General features: G+C 66.3%; 19 protein-coding genes and 3 tRNA genes. 12 read left to right on the top strand and 10 right to left on the bottom strand.

Going from position 1 to position 23202, the window contains the following annotated elements; all coding sequences use genetic code 11:
• Window positions 1-5: 5 nt before the first annotated feature.
• The 7 genes from clpX (at window position 6) to RT97_RS24875 (ending at window position 6192) form a co-directional block, all read left to right on the top strand.
• Window positions 6-1271, top strand: coding sequence for an ATP-dependent Clp protease ATP-binding subunit ClpX (gene clpX, locus RT97_RS24905; RefSeq protein WP_042581531.1), 1266 nt, complete (start codon window positions 6-8; stop codon window positions 1269-1271).
• A 23-nt stretch (window positions 1272-1294) separates the two neighbouring features.
• Window positions 1295-3736 carry an endopeptidase La gene (gene lon, locus RT97_RS24900; RefSeq protein ID WP_042581530.1) on the top strand — a complete coding sequence of 814 codons (2442 nt, stop codon included), beginning with the start codon at window positions 1295-1297 and terminating at the stop codon, window positions 3734-3736.
• A gap of 54 nt (window positions 3737-3790) precedes the next feature.
• Window positions 3791-3866, top strand: a tRNA-Gly gene (locus RT97_RS24895).
• A 63-nt stretch (window positions 3867-3929) separates the two neighbouring features.
• Window positions 3930-4003: transfer RNA gene (locus RT97_RS24890), tRNA-Cys, on the top strand.
• Window positions 4004-4101: 98 nt separating this feature from the next.
• A tRNA-Leu gene (locus tag RT97_RS24885) sits at window positions 4102-4193 on the top strand.
• 21 nt (window positions 4194-4214) lie between these two features.
• Window positions 4215-4856 (top strand): DUF6806 family protein, encoded by a 642-nt coding sequence (locus RT97_RS24880; RefSeq protein ID WP_042581529.1) that lies wholly within the window; start codon window positions 4215-4217, stop codon window positions 4854-4856.
• Window positions 4857-4887: 31 nt separating this feature from the next.
• Window positions 4888-6192, top strand: coding sequence for an MFS transporter (locus RT97_RS24875; protein ID WP_042581528.1), 1305 nt, complete (start codon window positions 4888-4890; stop codon window positions 6190-6192).
• Window position 6193: 1 nt separating this feature from the next.
• On the opposite strand, the gene RT97_RS24870 is transcribed toward RT97_RS24875, so the two are convergent.
• The 7 genes from RT97_RS24870 to proV form a co-directional block, all read right to left on the bottom strand.
• Complete coding sequence (locus tag RT97_RS24870; protein ID WP_042581527.1) at window positions 6194-8398, bottom strand: Ig-like domain-containing protein; 2205 nt, start codon at window positions 8396-8398, stop codon at window positions 6194-6196.
• A gap of 88 nt (window positions 8399-8486) precedes the next feature.
• Window positions 8487-9269 (bottom strand): hypothetical protein, encoded by a 783-nt coding sequence (locus RT97_RS24865; RefSeq protein ID WP_042581526.1) that lies wholly within the window; start codon window positions 9267-9269, stop codon window positions 8487-8489.
• A 14-nt stretch (window positions 9270-9283) separates the two neighbouring features.
• On the bottom strand, window positions 9284-10081 hold the full coding sequence (gene murI, locus RT97_RS24860; RefSeq protein WP_042581525.1) for a glutamate racemase: 798 nt from the start codon (window positions 10079-10081) through the stop codon (window positions 9284-9286).
• 4 nt (window positions 10082-10085) lie between these two features.
• Entirely contained in the window at window positions 10086-11639 is a 1554-nt protein-coding gene (locus RT97_RS24855; protein ID WP_042581524.1) for a fumarate hydratase, read from the bottom strand.
• 79 nt (window positions 11640-11718) lie between these two features.
• A complete protein-coding gene (gene proX / locus RT97_RS24850; RefSeq protein ID WP_042581523.1) occupies window positions 11719-12723 on the bottom strand; it encodes a glycine betaine/L-proline ABC transporter substrate-binding protein ProX in 1005 nt (334 codons plus the stop codon).
• Window positions 12724-12746: 23 nt separating this feature from the next.
• A complete protein-coding gene (proW, locus tag RT97_RS24845; RefSeq protein WP_042581522.1) occupies window positions 12747-13904 on the bottom strand; it encodes a glycine betaine/L-proline ABC transporter permease ProW in 1158 nt (385 codons plus the stop codon).
• A 21-nt stretch (window positions 13905-13925) separates the two neighbouring features.
• Window positions 13926-15179, bottom strand: a complete 1254-nt coding sequence (gene proV, locus RT97_RS24840) for a glycine betaine/L-proline ABC transporter ATP-binding protein ProV (protein WP_042581521.1) — start codon at window positions 15177-15179, stop codon at window positions 13926-13928.
• A 499-nt stretch (window positions 15180-15678) separates the two neighbouring features.
• Here proV and fumC point away from each other — a divergent pair, with 499 nt between their 5' ends.
• Window positions 15679-17076 carry a class II fumarate hydratase gene (fumC, locus tag RT97_RS24835; protein ID WP_042581520.1) on the top strand — a complete coding sequence of 466 codons (1398 nt, stop codon included), beginning with the start codon at window positions 15679-15681 and terminating at the stop codon, window positions 17074-17076.
• A 56-nt stretch (window positions 17077-17132) separates the two neighbouring features.
• Here the strand turns inward: fumC and RT97_RS24830 are convergent, their stop codons facing one another.
• Entirely contained in the window at window positions 17133-17750 is a 618-nt protein-coding gene (locus tag RT97_RS24830) for an NAD(P)-dependent oxidoreductase (protein ID WP_042581519.1), read from the bottom strand.
• A 100-nt stretch (window positions 17751-17850) separates the two neighbouring features.
• Between RT97_RS24830 and RT97_RS24825 the strand changes: the two genes are divergently transcribed.
• A complete protein-coding gene (locus RT97_RS24825) occupies window positions 17851-18771 on the top strand; it encodes a LysR family transcriptional regulator (RefSeq protein ID WP_042581518.1) in 921 nt (306 codons plus the stop codon).
• A 24-nt stretch (window positions 18772-18795) separates the two neighbouring features.
• Here the strand turns inward: RT97_RS24825 and RT97_RS24820 are convergent, their stop codons facing one another.
• On the bottom strand, window positions 18796-19431 hold the full coding sequence (locus tag RT97_RS24820; protein WP_042581517.1) for a YqhA family protein: 636 nt from the start codon (window positions 19429-19431) through the stop codon (window positions 18796-18798).
• Window positions 19432-19578: 147 nt separating this feature from the next.
• Between RT97_RS24820 and acs the strand changes: the two genes are divergently transcribed.
• Entirely contained in the window at window positions 19579-21576 is a 1998-nt protein-coding gene (acs, locus tag RT97_RS24815; RefSeq protein WP_042581516.1) for an acetate--CoA ligase, read from the top strand.
• 385 nt (window positions 21577-21961) lie between these two features.
• Window positions 21962-22468 carry a signal transduction histidine kinase gene (locus RT97_RS24810; protein WP_042581515.1) on the top strand — a complete coding sequence of 169 codons (507 nt, stop codon included), beginning with the start codon at window positions 21962-21964 and terminating at the stop codon, window positions 22466-22468.
• A 15-nt stretch (window positions 22469-22483) separates the two neighbouring features.
• On the opposite strand, the gene RT97_RS24805 is transcribed toward RT97_RS24810, so the two are convergent.
• The gene (locus RT97_RS24805) at window positions 22484-22792 is read right to left on the bottom strand and encodes a c-type cytochrome (RefSeq protein WP_042581514.1); all 309 of its coding nucleotides are present in this window, start codon (window positions 22790-22792) and stop codon (window positions 22484-22486) included.
• A gap of 109 nt (window positions 22793-22901) precedes the next feature.
• Here RT97_RS24805 and RT97_RS24800 point away from each other — a divergent pair, with 109 nt between their 5' ends.
• The gene (locus tag RT97_RS24800) at window positions 22902-23156 is read left to right on the top strand and encodes a TIGR04438 family Trp-rich protein (protein WP_042581513.1); all 255 of its coding nucleotides are present in this window, start codon (window positions 22902-22904) and stop codon (window positions 23154-23156) included.
• Window positions 23157-23202 lie beyond the last annotated feature (46 nt).

Genomic DNA, 23202 nt, shown 5'->3' with positions numbered 1-23202 from the left:
TGTCCATGGCCGAAAAAAAAGGCTCTTCCAGCGAAAAAACGCTTTATTGCTCGTTCTGCGGCAAGAGCCAGCATGAGGTCAAGAAGCTGATCGCGGGCCCTTCGGTCTTCATCTGCGACGAGTGCATCGACCTGTGCAACGAGATCATCCGCGACGAACTGCCGGCCGGTGAAGAAGCACGCGAAGCGCGCAGCGACCTGCCCACGCCGCTGGAGATCAAGACCAACCTCGACAACTACGTGATCGGCCAGGAGCCGGCCAAGCGCATGCTGTCGGTGGCGGTCTACAACCACTACAAGCGCCTTCGCCACAAGGAGAAGTCCAAGGGCGACGACGTGGAGCTCAGCAAGAGCAACATCCTGTTGATCGGCCCCACGGGTTCGGGCAAGACGCTGCTGGCGCAAACGCTCGCGCGCATGCTCGACGTGCCCTTCGTGATGGCCGACGCCACCACGCTGACCGAAGCCGGCTACGTGGGCGAAGACGTCGAGAACATCATCCAGAAGCTGCTGCAGAGCTGCAACTACGAAGTCGAGCGTGCCCAGCGCGGCATTGTCTACATCGACGAAATCGACAAGATCTCGCGCAAGTCCGACAACCCCTCGATCACGCGCGACGTGTCGGGCGAGGGCGTGCAGCAGGCCTTGCTCAAGCTCATCGAAGGCACGATGGCCAGCGTGCCGCCCCAGGGCGGGCGCAAGCACCCGAACCAAGACTTTCTGCAGATCGACACGACCAATATCCTGTTCATCTGCGGCGGCGCGTTTGCGGGGCTGGAGAAGGTCATCGAAAACCGCACCGAGGCTTCGGGAATCGGCTTCGGCGCCACGGTCAAGAGCAAGGCGCAGCGCAGCATCACCGAGGTGTTCCGCGAAGTCGAGCCCGAAGACCTGATCAAGTTCGGCCTGATCCCCGAACTCGTGGGCCGCATGCCCGTGGTCGCATCGCTCGCGGAGTTGAGCGAGGACGCGCTGGTCCAGATCCTGACCGAGCCGAAGAACGCGGTGGTCAAGCAGTTCACCAAGCTCCTCCAGATGGAAGGCGTGGACCTCGAAATTCGTCCGGCGGCGCTCAAGGCCATCGCGCGCAAGGCCCTGGCCCGCAAGACCGGTGCACGCGGCCTGCGTTCGATCCTTGAACAGTCGCTGATCGACACCATGTTCGAATTGCCGAATGCGACCAATGTCGACAAGGTGGTGGTCGAGGAATCGACCATCGACGAAAACAAGCCCCCGCTGCTCGTGTACCGCGAAGCGGCGAAAAAGGCGTAAAGCCAAAGACGCGAAGGATCTGCATGTCTGGCCATACCCCCCTGCCTCCCGAAGCACTCGACCTGCCGCTGCTGCCGCTGCGCGACGTCGTGGTGTTTCCCCACATGGTGATTCCGCTCTTCGTGGGACGCCCCAAGAGCATCAAGGCGCTCGAACTGGCCATGGAAGCGGAGCGCCGCATCATGCTGGTGGCCCAGAAGGCCGCCGCCAAGGACGAGCCCTCTGTCGAGGACATGTTCGAAGTCGGCTGCGTCTCGACCATCCTGCAGATGCTCAAGCTGCCCGACGGCACGGTGAAGGTGCTGGTCGAAGGCCAGCAGCGCGCACGTGTGAACCGCATCGATGACGGCGAGACGCACTTCACGGCCAACGTGACGCCCGTCGAGGCGGTCGAAGGCGGCGAGAAGGGCACCGAGGTCGAGGCCCTGCGCCGCGCGGTGATGCAGCAGTTCGACCAGTACGTCAAGCTGAACAAGAAGATCCCGCCCGAGATCCTGACCTCGATCTCCAGCATCGACGATGCTGGCCGCCTGGCCGACACCATCGCCGCCCACCTGCCGCTGAAGCTGGACAACAAGCAGGCCGTGCTCGACCTGGACGACGTCAAGGCGCGCCTGGAAAACCTGTTCGGCCAGCTCGAGCGCGAGGTCGACATCCTCAACGTCGACAAGAAGATCCGCGGCCGCGTGAAGCGCCAGATGGAGAAGAACCAGCGCGACTTCTATCTCAACGAGCAGGTCAAGGCCATCCAGAAGGAGCTCGGCGAAGGCGAAGAGGGCGCGGACATCGAGGAGATCGAGAAGAAGATCAAGCTCGCCAAGATGTCCAAGGAAGGCCTGAAGAAGGCCGAAGGCGAACTCAAGAAGCTCAAGCTGATGTCGCCCATGTCGGCCGAGGCCACCGTGGTGCGCAACTACATCGACGTGCTCATCGGCCTGCCGTGGAGCAAGAAGACCAAGATCAAGCACGACCTGGCCAACGCCGAGGCGGTGCTCAACGCCGACCACTATGGCCTCGAGAAGGTCAAGGACCGCATCCTGGAATATCTCGCGGTGCAACAACGCGTCGACAAGGTTAAGGCGCCCATCCTGTGCCTCGTGGGCCCGCCGGGTGTCGGCAAAACCTCTCTGGGGCAGTCGATCGCCAAGGCGACCGGCCGCAAGTACACCCGCATGGCGCTCGGCGGCATGCGCGACGAAGCGGAAATCCGCGGCCACCGTCGCACCTACATCGGCGCGCTGCCGGGCAAGGTGCTGCAGGGGCTGAGCAAGATCGGCACGCGCAATCCGCTGTTCCTGCTCGACGAAATCGACAAGCTGGGCACGGACTTCCGCGGCGACCCGTCGAGCGCGCTGCTCGAAGTGCTCGACCCCGAGCAGAACCACACCTTCGGCGACCATTACGTCGAAGTCGATTTCGACCTGAGCGACGTGATGTTCGTCGCCACGTCGAACTCGATGAACATTCCGCCGGCGCTGCTGGACCGCATGGAAGTCATTCGGCTCTCGGGCTACACCGAGGACGAGAAGACGCACATCGCGATCAAGTACCTCTTGCCCAAGCAGTTGAAGAACAACGGCGTCAAGGAAGAGGAACTCCTGGTCACCGAAGAAGCGGTGCGCGACATCGTTCGCTACTACACGCGTGAAGCCGGTGTGCGTTCGCTCGAGCGCGAGCTCTCCAAGATCTGCCGCAAGGTGGTCAAGGGCCTGCTGCTCAAGCAGATGACGCCCAAGGTCACCGTCGATGGCGCGAACCTCAACGAGTTCCTGGGTGTGCGCAAGTACAGCTTCGGTCTCGCCGAGAAGCAGAACCAGGTCGGCCAGGTGGTCGGCCTCGCATGGACCGAAGTCGGCGGCGACCTGCTGACGATCGAAGCGGTCACCATGCCGGGCAAGGGCGTGATCAGCCGCACCGGATCGCTGGGCGACGTGATGAAGGAATCGGTCGAGGCCGCACGCACGGTGGTGCGCAGCCGCTCGCGCCGTTTGGGCATCAAGGACGAGATGTTCGAGAAGCGCGACATCCACATTCACGTGCCCGACGGCGCAACGCCCAAGGACGGCCCGAGCGCGGGTGCCGCGATGACGACCGCCTTCGTGTCGGCGCTCACCGGCATTCCGGTGCGCGGCGACGTGGCGATGACGGGCGAGATCACGCTGCGCGGCGAGGTCACGGCCATCGGTGGCCTAAAGGAAAAGCTGCTGGCCGCCTTGCGCGGCGGCATCAAGACCGTGCTGATCCCCGAAGAGAACGCCAAGGACCTGCAGGACATTCCCGAGAACGTGAAGAACGGCCTCGAGATCGTGCCCGTGAAGTGGATCGACAAGGTGCTGGAGATCGCGCTCGAGAAGATGCCCGAGCCGCTGTCGGACGAAGAGGTCGCTGCCTCTGCGGCTGCGGTGGCCGAGCTTGCCAAGCAGCGCGCCGGTACGCCGGCTTCCGAGGGGCCGGTCAAACATTGATCGTGTGAATTTGCCGAGGCCCGAAAAACTGGTATATAATTCGAGGCTCGAAACGCGGGAATAGCTCAGTTGGTAGAGCGCAACCTTGCCAAGGTTGAGGTCGAGAGTTCGAGACTCTTTTCCCGCTCCAGTTTTGAAAAAGGGAAGCAACAGCTTCCCTTTTTTTCGCAAGTTCGGTTTCGTTTTTCTGCGTGGCGCGATAGCAAAGCGGTTATGCAACGGATTGCAAATCCGTCTAGCCCGGTTCGACTCCGGGTCGCGCCTCCACCTTCTCGTTAGACACGATTCGACCCGACAGACAAGCCCCGCCAACCACCGTTGCCGGGGCTTGTTTCGTTTGGGTTATCGTCGATGTTCAACCTGACGCCCGGATGGTGAAATTGGTAGACACATCGGACTTAAAATCCGCCGCTTCCTTGATCGGGGCATACGGGTTCGACCCCCGTTCCGGGTACCAAACTTAAAAAAGGAGCACTCGATGCCTCGCTACAACGCTCCATTTGAAATCCACGTGCATGGCGACGTGCCATTGCGTCCGGACGTGAGCTTCGAGCAGATCCAGGAAGCGCTCAAGCCGCTCTGGAAATATGCAGGCGCCAAGTCGCTGGCCGACGGCGCCACCAGCACCTACGAAGAAGAACCCGGCATCCGATTCGAGCAGAAGGACCACACGCTGCAGATCTGCTGGACCGTGCCCGGCGACGAAGACTTCCGCCAGGCCCTGGACGAGATGTGCATGGCGCTGAACGAACTGTCGGACCGCGGCGCCGCCATCGAGGTGACCTTCTACGACACCGACTTCGACGAGGAAGAGGGCGACCCCGACGAAGAGTCGCGCGACGATTTCCTGATGCTGTTCGTCGGCCCGAACCCGGCCGCGATCATGCAGGTGCAGCGCGACCTGCTGGTGGAAGACGTCGTCAACCTCATGGAGCGCCACTTCGACGGCGCCGAGCTGGGTGGCGTGGTCTCCGAAATCGATCGCCTCTTCAGCGACCGTTTCGACGCGCTGGTGAACTCGCTCGAGATCGGCAAGCGCCCGCGCGGCACGGGTGGCCCCGGCAGCGGCGGAAGCGGCGGTGGCCACGGCGGCGGTCGCCGTCCGCGTCACCTGCACTGACCCGCAACCACTCGCCCCGAGTCAAGGCCGCATGGCCCTGTTTCCCGCCTCAGCGCTGCTCCCGGGCGTGCGCAAGCGCGAGGTGTTCGGCTGGGCGATGTACGACTTCGCCAATTCGGGCTACACGACGGTCGTCATCACCGCCGTGTTCGCCGCCTACTTCGTGGGCGGCATCGCGAAGGGCGCGCCCTGGGCCGCGTTCGCGTGGACCGCGGCGCTCAGCATCTCCTACGCGATCGTGATGCTCACGATGCCCGCCATCGGCGCCTGGGCCGACCTGCGCGGCGCCAAGAAGCGCGTGCTGGTCATTGCCACAACCGGCTGCGTGCTGGCCACGGCCGCGCTGGCGCTCATGCCGCGTTTTGCAGAGGCCTCGGGCGGCGTTGCGCTGGCCATGCTGCTCGTGATCGTCTCCAACGCTTTCTATTCCTACGGAGAGTCCCTCACGGGCGCTTTCCTTCCCGAACTTGCAACGCCCGAAGGCATGGGCAAGGTGAGCGGATGGGGCTGGAGCTTCGGCTACGTCGGCGGCATGCTGACGCTGGGCATCTGCCTGGCCTACGTGCTCTGGTCGCAGTCCAAGGGCCTGCCGGCCTCGCATTTCGTCCCGGTCACGATGCTGATCACGGCCGCGATCTACGGCGCCGCGGCCTGCGCCACCTTCGCGCTGCTGCCCGAACGGGCGCAGCCCAAACCCACCGAAAACGAACTCGGCGCATGGCAGCAACTGCGCGCCACCTACCGGCAGGCGCGCGCCTACCGTGACTTCATGTGGCTGCTGGTCTGCACCGTCTGCTACCAGGGCGGCGTGGCGGTCGCGATCACGCTTGCAGCGATCTACGCCGAGCAGGTGATCGGCTTCGTGGCGAGCGAGACGATGGTGCTGATCTTCGTGCTCAACCTGGCCGCCGCCATCGGCGCGTTCTCGTTCGGCTACATCCAGGACCGCATCGGCCACAAGGTCTCGCTCGCGTGCACGCTGGTGGCGTGGGTCGCGGTCTGCGTGATCGCAGCCGTGGTGACGACCAAGGGCGGCTTCTGGTGGGCCGCCGCCATTGCAGGACTCGCGATGGGATCGAGCCAGTCCGCCGGCCGCGCGATGACGGGCTATCTGGCGCCGCCGCAGCAGCTGGCGGAATTCTTCGGGCTCTGGACCTTCGCGACGCGGCTGGCCAGCATCATCGGCCCGCTGAGCTTTGGCGCGATCACCTGGGCCACGGGCGGCAACCAGCGCATCGCGATCCTCTCGACCGCGGTGCTGTTCGTGGCGGGGTTGCTGCTGCTGCTGCCGATCGACATGCGGCGCGGCCGCGAGGCCGCGCTGCGCAGCTCGTAGATCAGGGCAGCTTGTCGCCGAACAGGCTGTTGTTGGTCAGCGGCCAGCCCGCGGCCGGTGCGTAGCGCACGGTCCAGTTGGCCGGATTCTTCACGCGGGCCGCGAAGGCGCCCAGGTCCGAGCGGTCCAGCGATCCGGTGTAGATCGCATTGGTCTGGTTGGCCGGCGACACCGTGAATGAGAAGCCCGTGCCTGCCGTCGTGATCGCATCGGGAATGGTGCCCGCGGCGCCACCCAGCGTGAGGCTTGCAAGGTAATTGCCGACCGAGGTGATCTTGCCCGCAGCGCCCACGCCCAGCCCATCGATGGTGCCGCCGGTGAACGCGTAGATCGTTTCGGATTTGCCGATGCCGCCCGGCGAGCCGAGCGTGGTGCCCTTGTCCGCGATCGGATTGCCCGTGACGTCGGTCTGGATCGTCACGATGGTGCCGGCGGGCAGGTTCTGGTCCGCGGTCCAGACGAAGGCCGTCTCGTTGGTGATGTCGGTGAACTCCAGGGTGCCCGCCTTGCGGTCGCGGTCGGTGAAGGTGACCTGCGTGCCGCCGTTGACTGCCTTCAGCAGCACGAAGGCATAGGCGTCGGGCGCCTCGGCATTGCCGGCCATGAACAGCAGGTCGCCGGCAACCAGTTGCGTCGGCGCGCCGGCGGTCACGAAATTCAGCTTCGTGGCGTCCGAGATCCCCGCAAAGGCGTTGCCGACGGGGTCGGTGATCGCGTTGGCGTCCACCGTCACGTAATAGCCCGTGTCGGCCGTGAGCTTGGTGGTCGGCACGAGCGTGAGCACGTTGAACGCCAGTTGCAAGCGCGCGGCCGGGCTGGCGGCGTTGAAGGTCTCGACCACGCTGCCGTCGGCCTTGTGCAGCACGATGCTGCCCGCACCCAGGCGGATCGCCTCGTTGAATGCCAGCACGATCGACGTGTCGAAATTGACGCCCACGCGGCCCGCGGTGGGCGAGGCGGTCTTGAGCACCGGGCCGGCCGTGTCCACCCACGGCTGGCCCAGGCGCACGACGAAGCCGTCGAACTTCTGGTCGGCCGCATCCAGGTCCTTCGAGACTTTGGTCTGGCCGGGCCAGACGGTGTCGCCGTTGTCCAGCAACAGCTGCACCTGCGTGCCTGCCTTCACCGGCCCCGGCACTTCGACGGTCGACTCGAAGCTGCCGCCCGTTTCCTTGCGCAGCTTGTCCAGGTCGTTCGACAGCTCGACCGGCGCCGTGGCCGGATTGCCGTTCCAGGAGAAGAGCGCGAAGTTGCGGTCCACGTCTGCGCTGGCTGCGCCTGCCGGGCCGGCCACGATCAGGTAGTTGCCGTCGGTGCCCTTGTCGATCGAACGGATGCCCCGGCCGCCGAGCTCCAGTTCGATGGGCGCGCCGAAGGCGGCCTGCGTGGCCGTGCCGCCTACCAGTGCGGCGTAGTTCTGCACCGGGACGATCAGCGCCTTGGCGCGCGTCGATGCGCCCGTCTGCGGCGCGCGGAAGCCCAGCCACAGCGCGCTGTCGCCCGGTGCGCTGGTCATGCCTTCCACGGAGAAGCCATCGACCCGCTCGGGCACGATGCCCGCGCCGGCCGACACGGTGAAGCCGAAGTGGTTCGCGCCCAGGCCGTGTCCATTGGTGGCGTCCCAGGCGATGAGCTGCGCTTCGAGCGACGAGAACTGGCCGACGTAGCTGAAGGCGGTTGCCGCACCGGTGCCGGTCACCTTCACCGCGAAGAGGTGCGAACGGTCGGGCGCATCGCCGCCGTCCTTCTTGTTGCTGTTGGAGCCCGTAAGGTACAGCGTGTCGCCGATGCGCGTGCCGGCTTCCAGGTCGAGCTCCTTGCCGAGCTTCGGCCCTTCGAGCTCGTAGCTCCATTCCTTCACCGCTGCGCCCCCGGTGCGCGGGTACACGCGCAGCACGTTGGCCTCGTCGTCGGCCACGATCATGAAGTTGTCGGGCAGCGGGAAGGCGGTCGATGCGTCCGACGAGCCCTCGGAGGTGCCGGCATTGGGCGTGAACGTGGCCTTGGAGACCAGCTGGTCCGGCTCGGCAGCCGGAAGCGGTGCCGCGGGCGGCTGCGCTGCCGGCGGAGGCGCTACCGCGACCGGCGGGAAGGCGATGCCGCCACCCCCGCCGCTACCGCCGCCGCATGCGGCCAGTACGAGAGCGAGGGCACTGGCGAGCAGCATGGGCTTGAAGGGAATGCGGGAGGCGGAGAGTGAGTGCATGGTGCGCGGTTGTTGTTCTGGACAAACCGCGCATGCTGGTACTTTCGTGTGACGGTGCCGTGAAAACCAGCACGAATTCAGCTGCCCGTCAGGGCGATTGCTGCAGCAGCGACTTCGGCACCTTGAACCGCTCGCCGTCGTAGCGCAGCGTCACGGTGCTGAACTTCGCGGGCAGCGCCTTTTCGACGCAGCCCTGGTCCTCCTGCTCCTGCGCGCGGCTCTGAACGAGCGTGCGCGACAGCTGCAGCTCGGCAAAGCCGTTGCTGGTCGCCTTGCCCACCGAGAGCATGGTGCGCAGCTTCTCGAAGTGGCCGGTGCAGGTCGCATCCCATCCGCCGTTGTCGTGGTCGAGCTCGATCTCCTGGAGCACCTCGCGCAGCCTGCTGCCGTGGTGCACGTAGAGGCGCACCGTCTCGCTGGCCAGCGGGCTCGAGGGCGCGCTGCTCCCCCGATAGCGCACGCGCAGGCCGAAGGCGCGTGCGTCGGAGGCGAGCACGTAGCGCGAGGTGTCGATGCGGATGTCCTGGATCGCGGTGGTCGCATCCTCGTCGAGCGCCTCGGGCTGGAAGAGGCGGCCGATGACGGTGTCGCGCTCGGTGTTGCCGTTGTCGGGCCGCTGGATCAGCAGCACTTCCAGGTCGAAGACCTTGGCGCCCTTGTCGGTGGTTTCGCGCGGCATCGGCAGCACCACGATGCTGCGACCGGGGAACGCGGGCCACACCTTGCAGGCCGCGAGCCGCTCGTCGAGCGGGCGCTTGGGGTACAGCTTGGCGTGCATGCGCTCGGCCAGGCCGCTTTCGCAGGCGGCGTGGCTCAGGCTGGTGGCCGAGAGGCACAGCAGGAGCAGGGCGTGGCGCAGGAAGGGGCGCATGACGGCGGCGTGTTTCAGGCGGAAGCCGCCGTTGTACCTTGCGGCGAGACTTGCAGCCAGCGCGCGGCGGCCGCCTCGAGCGCCGCCTGGCCGCCGCTGCTCTGGAGGGTCAGCCCGCCTTCGCCGTCCGAGAGGCGGCCGGCAGCAGCCAGCACGCGGCGCGTCTGCTGCGCGACCGGCGCGCCGGTGTCGATGAAGCGCAGCGCGGGCGGCGCATGGCGCGCGAGTTCGCTCTTCACGAGCGGGTAGTGCGTGCAGCCGAGCACGACGGTGTCGACTTCGCCCGGCGCTTTGCCGAACGGTCCGGCTTCTGCCATGTAGCGCGCGCAGAGCGTTGCGATGGCCTCGGTGTCGAAACCTTCGATGGCCTTGACGAGCCCATCGCACGGCACGGCGCGAACTGCAGCGGAACCGGCAAACGAATCGCGCAGGGCCGCGTACTTGGCGCTGGCCAGCGTCCCGCGCGTGGCCATCACCGAGATGTGGCCGGTGCGGCTCGTTGCGACCGCCGGCTTGAGCGCGGGCTCCAGGCCAATGATGGGGAGTAGGGGATGCTCGGCGCGCAGCAGGTGAATCGCAGCCGTCGTCGCCGTATTGCATGCCACCACCAGCGCCTTGATGCCGTGCCCGGCGATCAACTGTTCGGTCACCTTGCGCGACCGCTCGATCACGTACGCATCGCCGCGCTCGCCGTACGGCGCGTAGGCCGCATCCGAGAAATACACGAAGCGTTCGCGCGGCAGCTCGGCGCGCAACGCGGCGAGCACGCTGAGCCCGCCGACGCCGCTGTCGAACACCCCGATCGGTTTCAAGGCCTCAGGCCTCTTCCATCATGATGGTCTTGAACTCGCCGCTGGCGATGCGCTTCTGCCACTCGGCCGGGCCGGTGATGTGCGCGCTGGTGCCGCCCGCATCGACAGCCACCGTCACCGGCATGTCGACCACGTCGAATTCGTAGATGGCTTCCATGCCCAGGTCTTCGAAGCCCACCACCTTGGCGGTCTTGATGGCCTTGCTCACCAGGTAGGCGGCGCCGCCCACGGCCATGAGGTAGGCGCTCTTGTGCTTCTTGATCGCCTCGATGGCGACCGGGCCGCGCTCGGCCTTGCCGATCATGGCGATGAGGCCGGTCTGGGCCAGCATCATCTCGGTGAAGCCGTCCATGCGCGTGGCGGTGGTCGGGCCGGCGGGGCCCACGGCCTCGTCGCCGACCGGATCGACCGGGCCGACGTAGTAGATGACGCGGTTGGTGAAGTCGACGGGCAGCTTCTCGCCCTTGGCCAGCATGCCCTGGATGCGCTTGTGCGCGGCGTCGCGGCCGGTGAGCATCTTGCCGTTCAGGAGCAGCGTGTCGCCCGGCTTCCAGCTGGCCACTTCGGCCGGCGTGAGCTTGTCGAGATCGACGCGCTTGCTCTTCTTCTCGTCGGGCGCCCAGTTCACGTCGGGCCAGAGGTCCAGTGACGGCGGGTCGAGGTACACCGCGCCGCTGCCGTCCATCACGAAGTGCGCGTGGCGGGTGGCCGCGCAGTTGGGGATCATCGCCACGGGCTTGCTCGCCGCGTGCGTCGGGTACATCTTGATCTTGATGTCCAGCACCGTGGCCAGGCCGCCCAGGCCCTGCGCGCCGATGCCCAGCGCATTGACCTTCTCGTACAGCTCGATGCGCAGCGCCTCGACCTTGCTCAGCTCCGCGCCCGAGGCCTTCTTGGCCTGCAGCTCGTGCATGTCCAGGTCGTCCATCAGGCTTTCCTTGGCCATGAGCGCGGCCTTCTCGGCGGTGCCGCCGATGCCGATGCCCAGCATGCCCGGCGGGCACCAGCCGGCGCCCATGGTCGGCACGGTCTTCAGGACCCAGTCGACCACGCTGTCGCCGGGGTTCAGCATCACGAGCTTGCTCTTGTTCTCGCTGCCGCCGCCCTTGGCCGCGACCGTCACTTCGACGGTGTTGCCCGGGACGATCTCGGTGAAGATCACCGCGGGCGTGTTGTCCTTGGTGTTCTTGCGGTCGAACTGCGGATCGGCCACGACCGAGGCGCGCAGCGTGTTGTCGGGGTGGTTGTAGCCGCGGCGCACGCCTTCGTTGATGGCGTCGTCCAGCGATCCGGTGAAGCCTTCCCAGCGCACGTCCATGCCCACCTTGAGGAACACGTTGACGATGCCGGTGTCCTGGCAGATCGGGCGATGGCCCGTGGCGCTCATCTTGCTGTTGGTGAGGATCTGCGCAATGGCGTCCTTGGCCGCGGGGCTCTGCTCGCGCTCGTAGGCGCGGGCCAGGTGGGCGATGTAGTCGGCGGGGTGGTAGTAGCTGATGTACTGCAGCGCGGCGCTGATCGATTCGATCAGGTCGGCCTGCTGGATCGTGGTCGTCATGGTGGGGGGCTTTTTTTAGTGGGTAACACGGGAAAACGCCCCCCGATTATCTCAGCCGCCGTCCGCGGCACGGGGGCGGCTACCTTGCGGCGGCTCGCGCCTCGGCGATCCAGCCGTCGAACAGGGCCTGATGCACCTTGATCCACCCGTCCGCATGCCGCTCCACATCCTGCTGCGTGTTGGCACCCTGGCTCATGCGCAGGTTCTGGGCGTTGATGTCGCCGATCGGCAGTTTCATCACCTCGAACAGCTTGCCCGCTGCCGGGTTCTTCTCGACGAAGGCCTTGTTCGCGACGATCTGCTCCCGGTTGGCCTGGAAGCCGTAGTTCTTGCCGTTGGGCAGCTGGGTGTCGGCCTGGCCTTCCTGCGAGGACGAGAAGGGCACCTGCAGCCACACCACGTCCGCGCCCGGGCGCAGCACGGCGCTGACCCAATACGGGGTCCACGTGTAGTACAGCACCGGTTTGTCCTGTTTGAAGCGCGCGATGGTGTCGGCCATCAGTGCGGCGTAGCTGCCCTGCTTGTGGGTGACGGTGTCGCGCAGCCGGTAGGCGCTCAGGTGGTTCTCGATGGCCAGCTCGCAGCCCCAGCCGGGGTTGCAGCCCGTGAGGTCGGCCTTGCCGTCGCCGTCCGCGTCGAAGAGCCTGGCGATCGCCGGGTCCTTCAGTTGCGCGATGTTGGTGATGTTGTATTGCTCGGCGGTCTTGCGGTCGATGAGGTAGCCCTGCACGGCCCCATCGGAATACACGCCGGTGCGCGAGAGCTTCGCGTCGCCGCCGCTGTTCTTGTAGAAGTCCGCGTGCAGCAGGCTCCAATGGTTCGCCATGAAGGTGGCGTCGCCGTTGGCGATGGCCAGATGCTCGGTGGCGGGCTCCAGGTCCTTCATGGGCTCGACGGTGTAGCCGAGCTTTTCGAGCGCGCGCATCACCAGCAGCGTCTGGAAGGCTTCTTCGGCCAGCGAACTCTTGAGCGGCAGCACGGTGACGCCCTTGCCGGGGAGGTCGTTGGCCGCTTGTGCCGCCATGCCGAAGGCGACGAAGCCGAGCGCCAGGACGCTGCGAGCGATGAGACGGGTTTTCTTCATGCGTTGATTTCCTCCGAGACGCGTCATGGCGTGGAAAGTGCGGGGACAGGCGCGTTCGCATCACGCGACGGCGTGCCCACGAGGCGCTGCAGCACGCGCAGCGCCAGCCCGGCAGGCCCGGTGTGCCACCAGCGCCGCCCCGCACTGCGGCGCGACTTGCCCATCGCCTGCGTCAGCCGGTCGAGCGAGATCGCCAGCAGCACGATGCCCAGCCCGCCGACGGTCGCCAGGCCCATGTCGAGCCGCCCGATGCCGCGCAGCACCATCTGGCCGAGGCCACCGACCGCGATCATCGAAGCGATCACCACCATCGACAGCGACAGCATCAGCGCCTGGTTGATGCCCGCCATGATCGATGGCATCGCCAGCGGCAGCTGCACCTTCACCAGCATCTGCCAGGGCGAGGCGCCGTAGGCGCGCGCAGCCTCGATCAGGTCGGGACGCACCTGGCGCAGGCCCAGGTTGGTGAGGCGCACCAGCGGCGCCAGCGCGAAGACGATCGTCACGATCACGCCCGGCACGTTGCCGATGCCGAAGAGCATCACCACCGGCACGAGGTACACGAAGGCCGGCGTGGTCTGCATCGCGTCGAGCACCGGCCGCATGATCCGCTGGGCGCGGTCGCTGCTGGCCAGCAGTACGCCGAGCGGCAGCCCGATGACCATGCAGAAGACCAGCGAGGTCAACACCAGCGAGAGCGTGACCATCGCCTCGGGCCAGATGCCCAGCATGGCCACGAGGAGCAGCGCCACCGTGGTGCCGATGGCCAGCGCGCGGCCCGCGAACTGCCAGGCGAAAAGGCCGATGAGCGCGATCATCGCGAGCGTCGGCAAGCCGGTCAGCAGGCCCTGCACCCAGTTCAGCGTGCTGTCGATGGGCAGGCGCACCGTCTGGAAGAAGGGACGGAAATGTTCGACCACCCAGCCAAGGCCCTGGTTGATCCACGATTCGACCGGCAGCGAGCCGTCCCACAGGCGGTGCAGCTGGAAGCCGCTGGCGGCGCCGTCGCCCTGTCCGGCGAGCTGTTGCGCGGCATTCACCGGTGCGTCGAGCCAGGCGCTGGTGGCCGAAGTGTCGGGCGCGGCCGAGAGCGCCTCCCACGGATCGACGAAGGCGGCGGGCGCCGGGGCCGTGTTCGCAGCGGCGCCCAGGTCGGAAGAAGGAAGTGTGGTGTCGTTCATCGTTCAGGGTCCTTCGTGAATTCAGTGCGGCTCGGCGGCGAGCGCGGGGGCGGCGTGCGGGGAGACGGGCTCGATCGGCGGCGTCTCGCGGTCCAGGAACTTGAGCAGCGTCGTCTTGCTGATCGCACCGCAGAATCGCCCGTCGCCCGCCACCACCGGCAGCGCGCACGGCGCTTGCGCGAGCTGGCCGATCAGGCCGGCCACCGGCGCCTCGGCGTCGATGCGCGGCAGGTCGGCCAGGAACGCGTGTTGCAGCCCCAGCGGGCCGGAATGCCCGTCGAGCGCGCCGCGCAGCGTGTCGGCGGACACCACGCCGAGGAAGCGCTTGTTGGGGCTGGTCACATAGGCGAAGTCGCGGTCCTGGTCTTCCAGCAGCTTGAGCGCCGCGCGCGCGCCGCGCTCGGGGTGCTCGCTCACCACGGTGAGCGACTTGCGCGCGATGTCCGCCGCCTTGAACACGGCCGCCGCGTCCACGCCGCGCACGAAGCTGCGCACGTAGTCGTCCGCGGGGCTGCGCAAAATCTCGTCGGGCGTGCCGACCTGGATCACCTGGCCGTCCTTCATGATCGCGATGCGGTCGCCGATGCGCATGGCCTCGTCCAAGTCGTGCGAGATGAAGACGATGGTGCGGCGCTGCTCCTGCTGCAGCCGCAGCAGCTCCGACTGCATCTCGGTACGGATGATCGGATCGAGCGCCGAGAAAGCCTCGTCCATCAGCAGGATCGACGGATCGGAAGCCAGCGCACGCGCCAGGCCCACGCGCTGCTGCATGCCGCCGGAAAGCTCGTCGGGATAGCTGTCGCCCCAGCCCGCCAGGCCCACCTGCGCGAGCGCCTTGTCCGCTTGCGCGAGGCGCTCCTTCTTGCTCGTGCCGGAGAGTTCGAGGCCGAACGCGGTGTTCTCGCGCACCGTCATGTGCGGCATCAGCGCGAACGACTGGAACACCATGCTGATGTCCTTGCGGCGCAGTGCGCGCAGCTTGGCGTCGGAGTGCTCGTTGATGTCCGCGCCGTCGATCACGATGCGCCCGGCGGTCGGCTCGATCAGCCGGTTCAACAGGCGCACCAGCGTCGACTTGCCCGAACCCGACAGGCCCATGATCACGAAGATCTCACCGGCCTGGATCTCGAAGGTGGCATCGAACACGCCGATCGACTGGCCCGTCTGCGCGAGGATTTCCTTCTTCGAAAAACCTTGCCGGACCAATTCGAGTGCTTCGTCCGGCGAATCGCCGAACACCTTGAAGACATGGTCGATGAGAATTCCTTTGGCCATATGCCGGGGCTCCTTGTTGAATGGTTGGACACAGCACCGCCCCGGCAAAGCACGGGACGGCAACGGCACGCCATCAGCCGGCAAGGCTGCCCGAACAGAGTGCGCGAGAAGGCGCGTGCAATGGCCGGGCGAGCCTTGGAGGCTGCCGGCAGGCACTGAAGACGACGTGGCGACGAAACCAGTGCCCGCCGAAAAGTGGCGTGGCAGTGGGGCCGGAACGATCCGGCCGGTGCCGGGCAGGGCCCGGCGGGGGAGAACCTTGCACCGCGACGGGATTCGGAGATCCGCGAGTAGTGCAGGGCCGATCAACATGACTTGTTGGTCGTCTGAAGCCAATGATTATAACTTTTTGACATGACGCGAGTCAATCCAGGGGGCGTAACGTGATGTCGGCGGCGGCCCAATGGCCCCGTCAGATGCGAGCTATTCTTGTTGGCCGATACTCGGGCCCGCGCCCGACCAGGCGGCGCAACCATCCAAGACTGCGGAGCTTTTTCTCATGACGACTTCCCCCAAGACCCGTGCCGAGCGCGATACCTTCGGTCCGATCGACGTGCCGGCCGACAAGCTGTGGGGCGCGCAAACGCAGCGCTCGCTGCAGAACTTCGACATCTCCGGCGAGCAGCAGCCGCGCGAGATCATCAAGGCGCTGGCGCAGGTCAAGCGCGCCTCGGCCGTGGTCAACCACGCGCTGGGCCTGCAGGACGAGAAGAAGACCCAGGCCATCGTGGCCGCGGCCGACGAGGTCATCGCCGGCAAGCATCCGGGCGAGTTCCCGCTGGTGGTCTGGCAGACCGGCTCGGGCACGCAGACCAACATGAACGTCAACGAGGTGCTGGCCAACCGCGCGAGCGAAATCCTCGGCGGCGAGCGCGGGGAAGGGCGCCTGGTCCACCCGAACGACGACGTGAACCGCAGCCAGTCGAGCAACGACGTGTTCCCCACCGCCATGCACGTGGCCGCCGTCGAGGCGATCACGCACAAGCTGCTGCCCGCCATTGCCAAGCTGCGCGGCACGCTGGAACAGAAGTCCAAGGACTTCGCCGACATCGTGAAGATCGGCCGCACCCACCTGCAAGATGCCACGCCCCTTACGCTGGGCCAGGAGTTCTCGGGCTACGTCGCGCAGCTGGCACATGGCGAAGCGCACGTGCGCGCCGCGCTGCCGCACCTGAGCGAACTGGCGCTGGGCGGCACGGCCGTGGGCACAGGGCTCAATGCGCCGAAGGGCTACGCCGAGCAGGTTGCCGCCGAACTGGCCAAGCTCACCGGCCTGCCGTTCGTGACCGCACCGAACAAGTTCGAAGCCATGGCCAGCGTCGATGCGCTGGTGCATGCCCACGGCGCGCTCAAGACGCTCGCGGCCAGCATGAACAAGATCGCCAACGACGTGCGCTGGCTCGCGAGCGGCCCGCGCAGCGGCATTGGCGAACTGAGCATTCCCGAGAACGAGCCGGGCTCGTCGATCATGCCGGGCAAGGTCAACCCGACGCAGAGCGAAGCCGTCACGATGCTGGCCGCGCAGGTGTTCGGCAACGACGTGGCCATCAACATCGGCGGTGCCTCGGGCAACTTCGAGCTGAACGTATTCCGCCCGATGGTGGCGCACAACTTCCTGCAGAGCGTGCGCCTCTTGGCCGACGGCATGGTGAGCTTCAACGACCACTGCGCTGTGGGCATCGAGCCGAACCGCGAACGCATCACCGAGCTGGTGCAGCGCTCGCTGATGCTGGTGACGGCGCTGAACACGCACATCGGCTACGACAAGTCGGCCTACATCGCCAAGAAGGCGCACAAGGAAGGCACGAGCCTGCGCGAGGCGGCGATCGCCTCGGGCCACCTGACGGCCGAGCAGTTCGACCAGTGGGTGGTGCCGGAGAACATGACGGGCCGTTGATCCGATCAGCCCATGACAAAAAGGACCCGCTAGGGTCCTTTTTCATTGCCGGCCGATCAGTAGCCGATGGTGTAGCGCTGGCGCGAGTGCGCGGGCTTCTCGAGCTCGTCGATGAACGCGATCGCGTAGTCCTCGAAGCTGATCCAGCTGCGGCCTTCGGCGCTCACGAGCAGATCGTCCTTGCCGAGGCGGAACTTGCCCGTGCGTTCGCCGTCGACGAATTCGGCCGAAGGCGACAGGAAGGTCCAGTCGAGTTCCTTCTCGCTGCGCAGCGCATCGAGGAACACGCCGCCGGCCGTGGCTTCGGCGCGGTAGGCGTCGGGGAAGTTCGGCGTCTCGATTACCTTGAGGCCGGGCGCCGCGAACAGGCTGCCGGCGCCGCCGACCACCAGCAGGCGCTTGACGCCCGCGCGCTTGACCGGCTCGATGATGGCCGCGGGCGGCACGGTGGCGAAGTGCGCGGCGCTGAACACGGCGTCGTGGCCGGCCAGCGCCTTCTCCAGCGCGGCGCCGTCGAGCGCGTCGACGTCCACGGCCTTCACATTGGCGCGGCCCGACAGCTTTTCGGTGGCCTTGCGTGCGATGGCGGTGACGGTGTGGCCGCGGCGCAGCGCCTCGTCGAGAAGGCGGCCGCCGGCGCGTCCGGTGGCGCCGATGATGGCGATGTGGCTCATGAGTGACTCCAGAAGTGGATGGGATGAATCGCATCTTAGGTTTCTGGTTTCGAAAGAAATACCTCGAAATCCGCGCTTCTTTATTCCTAGAATCGTTCGAATGGACCGATTGAACGCAATGCGGGTGTTTGTGAACGTGGTGGATTCGGGCAGCCTGTCGGCCGCGGCCGAAAAGCTGGACATGTCCCGCCCGGTGGTCACGCGCTATGTGGCCGAGCTGGAGCAATGGACCGGCGCACGCCTCTTGCACCGCACCACGCGGCGCCTGAGCCTCACCGCCGCCGGCGAGGAACTGCTGCCGCGCTGCCGCCAGGTGCTCGAGCTCGCGGGCGACATGCAGGCCGCGGTGCGGCATCCGGCCGAGGCGCCGAGCGGCCAGTTGCGCATCACCTGCAGCGCCTCGTTCGCGCAGGCGCAGCTGGCCGATGCGGTGGCCGACTACGTGCGGCGCTATCCAGCGGTGGCGGTTGACCTGGTGCTGCTCGACCGCGCGGTGAACCTGGTGGACGAGCGCATCGACCTGGCGATCCGCGTGGCGGTGGAGATCGATCCGAACCTCATCGCGCGGCGTCTCACGGTGTGCCGTTCGGTGGTCTGCGCCTCGCCGGCCTACCTGAAGGAACACGGCCGCCCGCTGCGCGTGGAAGAGCTGGCCCAGCGCAACTGCCTCACGCATTCGTACTTCGGGCGCAGCCTCTGGAATTTCACGCGCAAGGACAGCGGGGAGCCGGTGTCCGTCGCCGTGGCCGGCAATGTATCGACCAACGACGCCACGAGCCTGATGCATCTGGCCCGCGCGGGTGCAGGCATTGCGATGCTGCCGACCTACCTGACGTCGGAACTGGTGCAGGCTGGGGAACTGGTGCCGCTCTTCGCGGATTTCGAGCCGCAGGTCGTCGGCATGTACGCGGTGTATGCCTCGCGCAAGCACATGTCGGCCGCGCTGCGCTCGATGCTCGACTTCCTGGCCGAGCGCTTCACCGAGGTGCCGGCCTGGGACGCGCCGCGCGCCGCCGCATAGGACGGGAGCGCGCGGGCTTTCCGGTCAGTGGGGCGCGCCGCCGTGCGAGGCGTTCGCGGTCATCAGCTTGTCGGTGTAGGCGATGGCGATGGCCGAGAACAGGAAGGTGATGTGGATCACCGTCTGCGCGATCAGCACGCGGTCGGTGTAGTTGTCCGCGTTGATGAAGGTCTTGAGCAGGTGGATCGAGCTGATGCCGATGATGGCGGTCGCCAGCTTCACCTTGAGCACCGATGCGTTCACGTGGCTGAGCCATTCGGGCTGGTCGCGGTGGCCTTCCAGGTTCATGCGGCTCACGAAGGTCTCGTACCCGCCCACGATCACCATGATCAGCAGGTTGGAGATCATCACCACGTCGATCAGCGCCAGCACCACCAGCATGATGACAGTCTCGTTGAGGGAGCCGACCGGGGCGGTCGTCTTGTAGCCGATGCTGGTGATCAGGGCCTGCAGCGCGGTCTGGCTGCCGAATGCGGCTTCGACCAGGTGCAGCAACTCGACCAGGAAGTGCACCACGTACACCGCCTGCGCGACGATCAGGCCCAGGTACAGCGGCAACTGCAGCCAGCGGCTGGCGAAGATCAGCTTGGGCAGCGGCCCCATCGGCAGGGTCCGGGTGGGCGGCGGATTCAAGGGGTCGAAAGGATCGGGAGCGGACATCGGGTGGGGGTTCGTGGAGGACCGGCGATTTTATGGGTGCCCCCGTGTCGTACCCGTGATAACCCTGCGAACTAACATCGGACGCGTCAGTGACCCGTAAGTGGCCCGGTCGACATTACGGCCGCACCCATCCAGGAGACAAAGCGAATGAGCAGCGCATCTAAAAACATTGAATCCGTACTGGTCGAGAACCGCGTGTTCCCCCCCGACGCCCGCGCCACCGAGGGCGCCAGGATTTCCGGCATGGCCGCTTACGACGCGCTGTGCAAGGAGGCCGAACAGGACTTCGAAGGGTTCTGGACCCGCCTGGCCAAGGGCAACCTGCAGTGGACCAAGCCGTTCACGAAAACGCTCGATGAGTCCAAGGCCCCGTTCTACGAATGGTTCGGCGACGGCGAGCTCAATGCCAGCGCCAACTGCCTGGACAAGCACATCGGCACTCCCGTCGAGAACAAGACCGCCATCGTCTTCGAGGCAGACGACGGCACCGTCACCAACGTCACCTACAAGGAACTGCTCGACCGCGTGAGCCAGTTCGCCAACGCGCTCAAGGCCTCGGGCATCCGGAAGGGCGACCGCGTCATCGTCTACATGCCGATGACGGTCGAAGGCGTGATCGCCATGCAGGCCTGTGCGCGCATCGGCGCCACCCACAGCGTGGTGTTCGGCGGCTTCTCGGCCAAGGCGCTGCAGGAGCGGATCATCGACGCCGGCGCCGTGGCCGTCATCACTGCCAACTACCAGCTGCGCGGCGGCAAGGAACTGCCGCTCAAGGCCATCGTGGACGACGGCATCGCGCTGGGCGGCTGCGAATCGATCAAGACGGTGTTCGTGTACGAGCGCACGCCCACCGCATGGAACCGCGTCGAAGGCCGCGACAAGACCTTCACCGAAGCGCTCCAGGGCCAGAGCACCGATTGCCCGCCCGTGGCGGTGAACGCCGAGCACCCGCTCTTCATCCTCTACACCTCGGGCTCCACCGGCAAGCCCAAGGGCGTGCAGCACGCCACCGGCGGCTATCTGCTGTGGGCCAAGCTCACGATGGACTGGACCTTCGACATCAAGCCGGACGACGTGTTCTGGTGCACCGCCGACATCGGCTGGATCACCGGCCACACCTACGTCGCCTACGGGCCGCTCGCGGCCGGCGCCACGCAGGTGGTGTTCGAAGGCATTCCGACGTTCCCGCATGCGGGCCGCTTCTGGCAGATGATCGAGAAGCACAAGGTGTCGGTGTTCTACACGGCGCCCACCGCCATCCGCTCGCTCATCAAGGCGGCCGAGGGCGACGAGAAAGTGCATCCGAAGAACTGGGACCTCTCGAGCCTGCGCATCCTCGGATCGGTCGGCGAGCCGATCAATCCGGAAGCATGGATGTGGTACCACCGCAATATCGGCCACGAGAAATGTCCGATCGTCGATACCTTCTGGCAGACCGAGACCGGCGGCCACGTCATCACGCCGCTGCCGGGCGCCACGCCGCTGGTGCCGGGCTCTTGCACGCTGCCGCTGCCGGGCATCATGGCCGCGATCGTCGACGAGACCGGCAAGGACCTGCCCAACGGCGCGGGCGGCATGCTGGTCATCAAGCGGCCGTGGCCCTCGATGATCCGCACGATCTGGAACGACCCCGAGCGCTTCAAGAAGAGCTATTTCCCAGAGGAAATGGGCGGCACGATCTACCTGGCCGGCGACGGCGCGGTGCGCAGCGAAGACCGCGGCTACTTCCGCATCACGGGCCGCATCGACGACGTGCTGAACGTCTCGGGCCACCGCCTGGGCACGATGGAAATCGAATCGGCGCTGGTGTCCAAGACCGACCTCGTGGCCGAAGCCGCCGTGGTGGGGCGCCCCGACGACGTGACCGGCGAGGCGGTGTGCGCCTTCGTCGTCCTGAAGCGAGCCCGCCCGACGGGCGAGGAAGCCAAGCAGATCGCCAACGAACTGCGCAACTGGGTGGCCAAGGAAATCGGCCCCATCGCCAAGCCCAAGGACATCCGCTTCGGAGACAACCTGCCCAAGACGCGCAGCGGCAAGATCATGCGGCGCCTCTTGCGCAGCATCGCCAAGGGCGAGGCGATCACGCAGGACACCTCGACGCTGGAGAACCCGGCGATCCTGGAGCAGTTGTCGCAGACAAACTGATTCAGGATCCGGCCGAAGGCCGGTCAGCGCGAAGCGCGCCGCCGGTGAAGACGGCACTCATATCGCGCAGCGATGTGATGTGCCGGCAGAACCCGGCGATCCTGGAGCAGTTGTCGCAGACAAACTGATTCAGGATCCGGCCGAAGGCCGGTCAGCGCGAAGCGCGCCGCCGGTGAAGACGGCACTCATATCGCGCAGCGATGTGATGTGCCGGCAGAACCCGGCAATCCTCGAACAGTTGTCAGAACGCCTGTAGGACGTGGCCGCCTGTCCGTCCGGCAGCGCCGTACGGGCCCTTTGCCTGAGGTAAAACCAACCCGTTGCCGCGCGCCTGGAGGCGTGCGGCGCCGGTTGTTGTGTTCGATCTTTTCAGAGGAGGCCCCCCATGGGCGTGAGATCCGCTTTCCTGTTCGTCATCGTGTTGCTGATTGCAGCGCTCGCCGCATTGAACTGGGGGACGCTCGCGGCCCCCACCGATGTGTGGCTGGGCTTCATGACCGTCTCGGCGCCGCTGGGGTTGATCATGCTGGGCCTCACGGTGGTGCTGGCCGCCTTCTTCCTGGTCTATGTGCTGTACCTGCACAGTTCGGTGCTGCTGGACACCAAGCGCCACACCAAGGAAATGCAGGTCCAGCGCGACCTCGCCGACAAGGCCGAGGCTTCGCGCTTCACCGAACTGCGCAACTTCTTGGAGGCGCAGGAGAACAAGCACATGGCGCACAACGCCGACCGCCACACGGCGCTTGTGGCTCGCATCGACCAGCTGGAGCACGCGGTGCGCCTGCGCTCCGAACAGACCGACAACACCTTGGCCGCTCACATCGGCCAGCTCGAAGACCGCATCGAGCGCCGGCCGGTGGTGGTTCCGGCCGATATCAATCCTCAGGGTTGAAAAAGCAAAAGCGCATCAACGTGGCGTGGCAAGAACCCACGCCGCCAGCTTCTTCGCATCGGCTTCGCTGACTTGGTTGTTCGCCGGCATCGGCACCGGCCCCCACACCCCGGAGCCACCCTTCACGATCTTGGTGGCGAGGGCGTCGATGGCGCCCTTGTCGTCCTTGTATTTCGTGGCCACGTCCTTGAAGGACGGGCCGAGCACCTTGCGATCGACGGCGTGGCAGCTCATGCAGTTCTTCGACGTGGCCAGGGCCAGGTCGGCGAAGGCGGGCGCCGCGAGGCCAAGGCCCAGGGCTGCGGCGAACAGAACTCTTTTCATGGGGAGATTTATTTCGTAAGGGCTGGGTTACATTCGATGCCAACGCGATTGTAGGTAGCGCCGTGGACCGGCGTCCGGATGCGTTGACAACAACCCGGAGGGATTCGCGATGTGGTTTCTGTTGTTGGGCCTGCTGGGCCTGGGCCTCAAATATTTCGAAGTCGGTGCCGTCGCCGGCTGGAGCTGGTGGATCGTCCTGTCGCCGTTCGCACTGGCCGTCGCGTGGTGGGCATGGGCCGATTCGTCGGGCTACACCAAGCGCAAGGTCATCGAGCGCGAAAACCGTCGCAAGCAGGCGCGCATCGACCGCCAGAAAGCCAACATGGGCCTGCCGACCAGCAACGGCCAGCGCCCGCGCCGCTGAGCGCATAGCCGCTCCCCGGCCACCCTCCCGCGCTGCCTGAACCGAA

It is taken from the genome of Variovorax paradoxus (genome assembly GCF_000834655.1).
In the GTDB taxonomy this organism is placed as follows: Bacteria; Pseudomonadota; Gammaproteobacteria; order Burkholderiales; family Burkholderiaceae_C; genus Variovorax; species Variovorax paradoxus_F.
The sequence above is the reverse complement of the archived record's forward strand: the minus strand, read 5'-3'. Positions and strand labels throughout refer to the sequence as shown.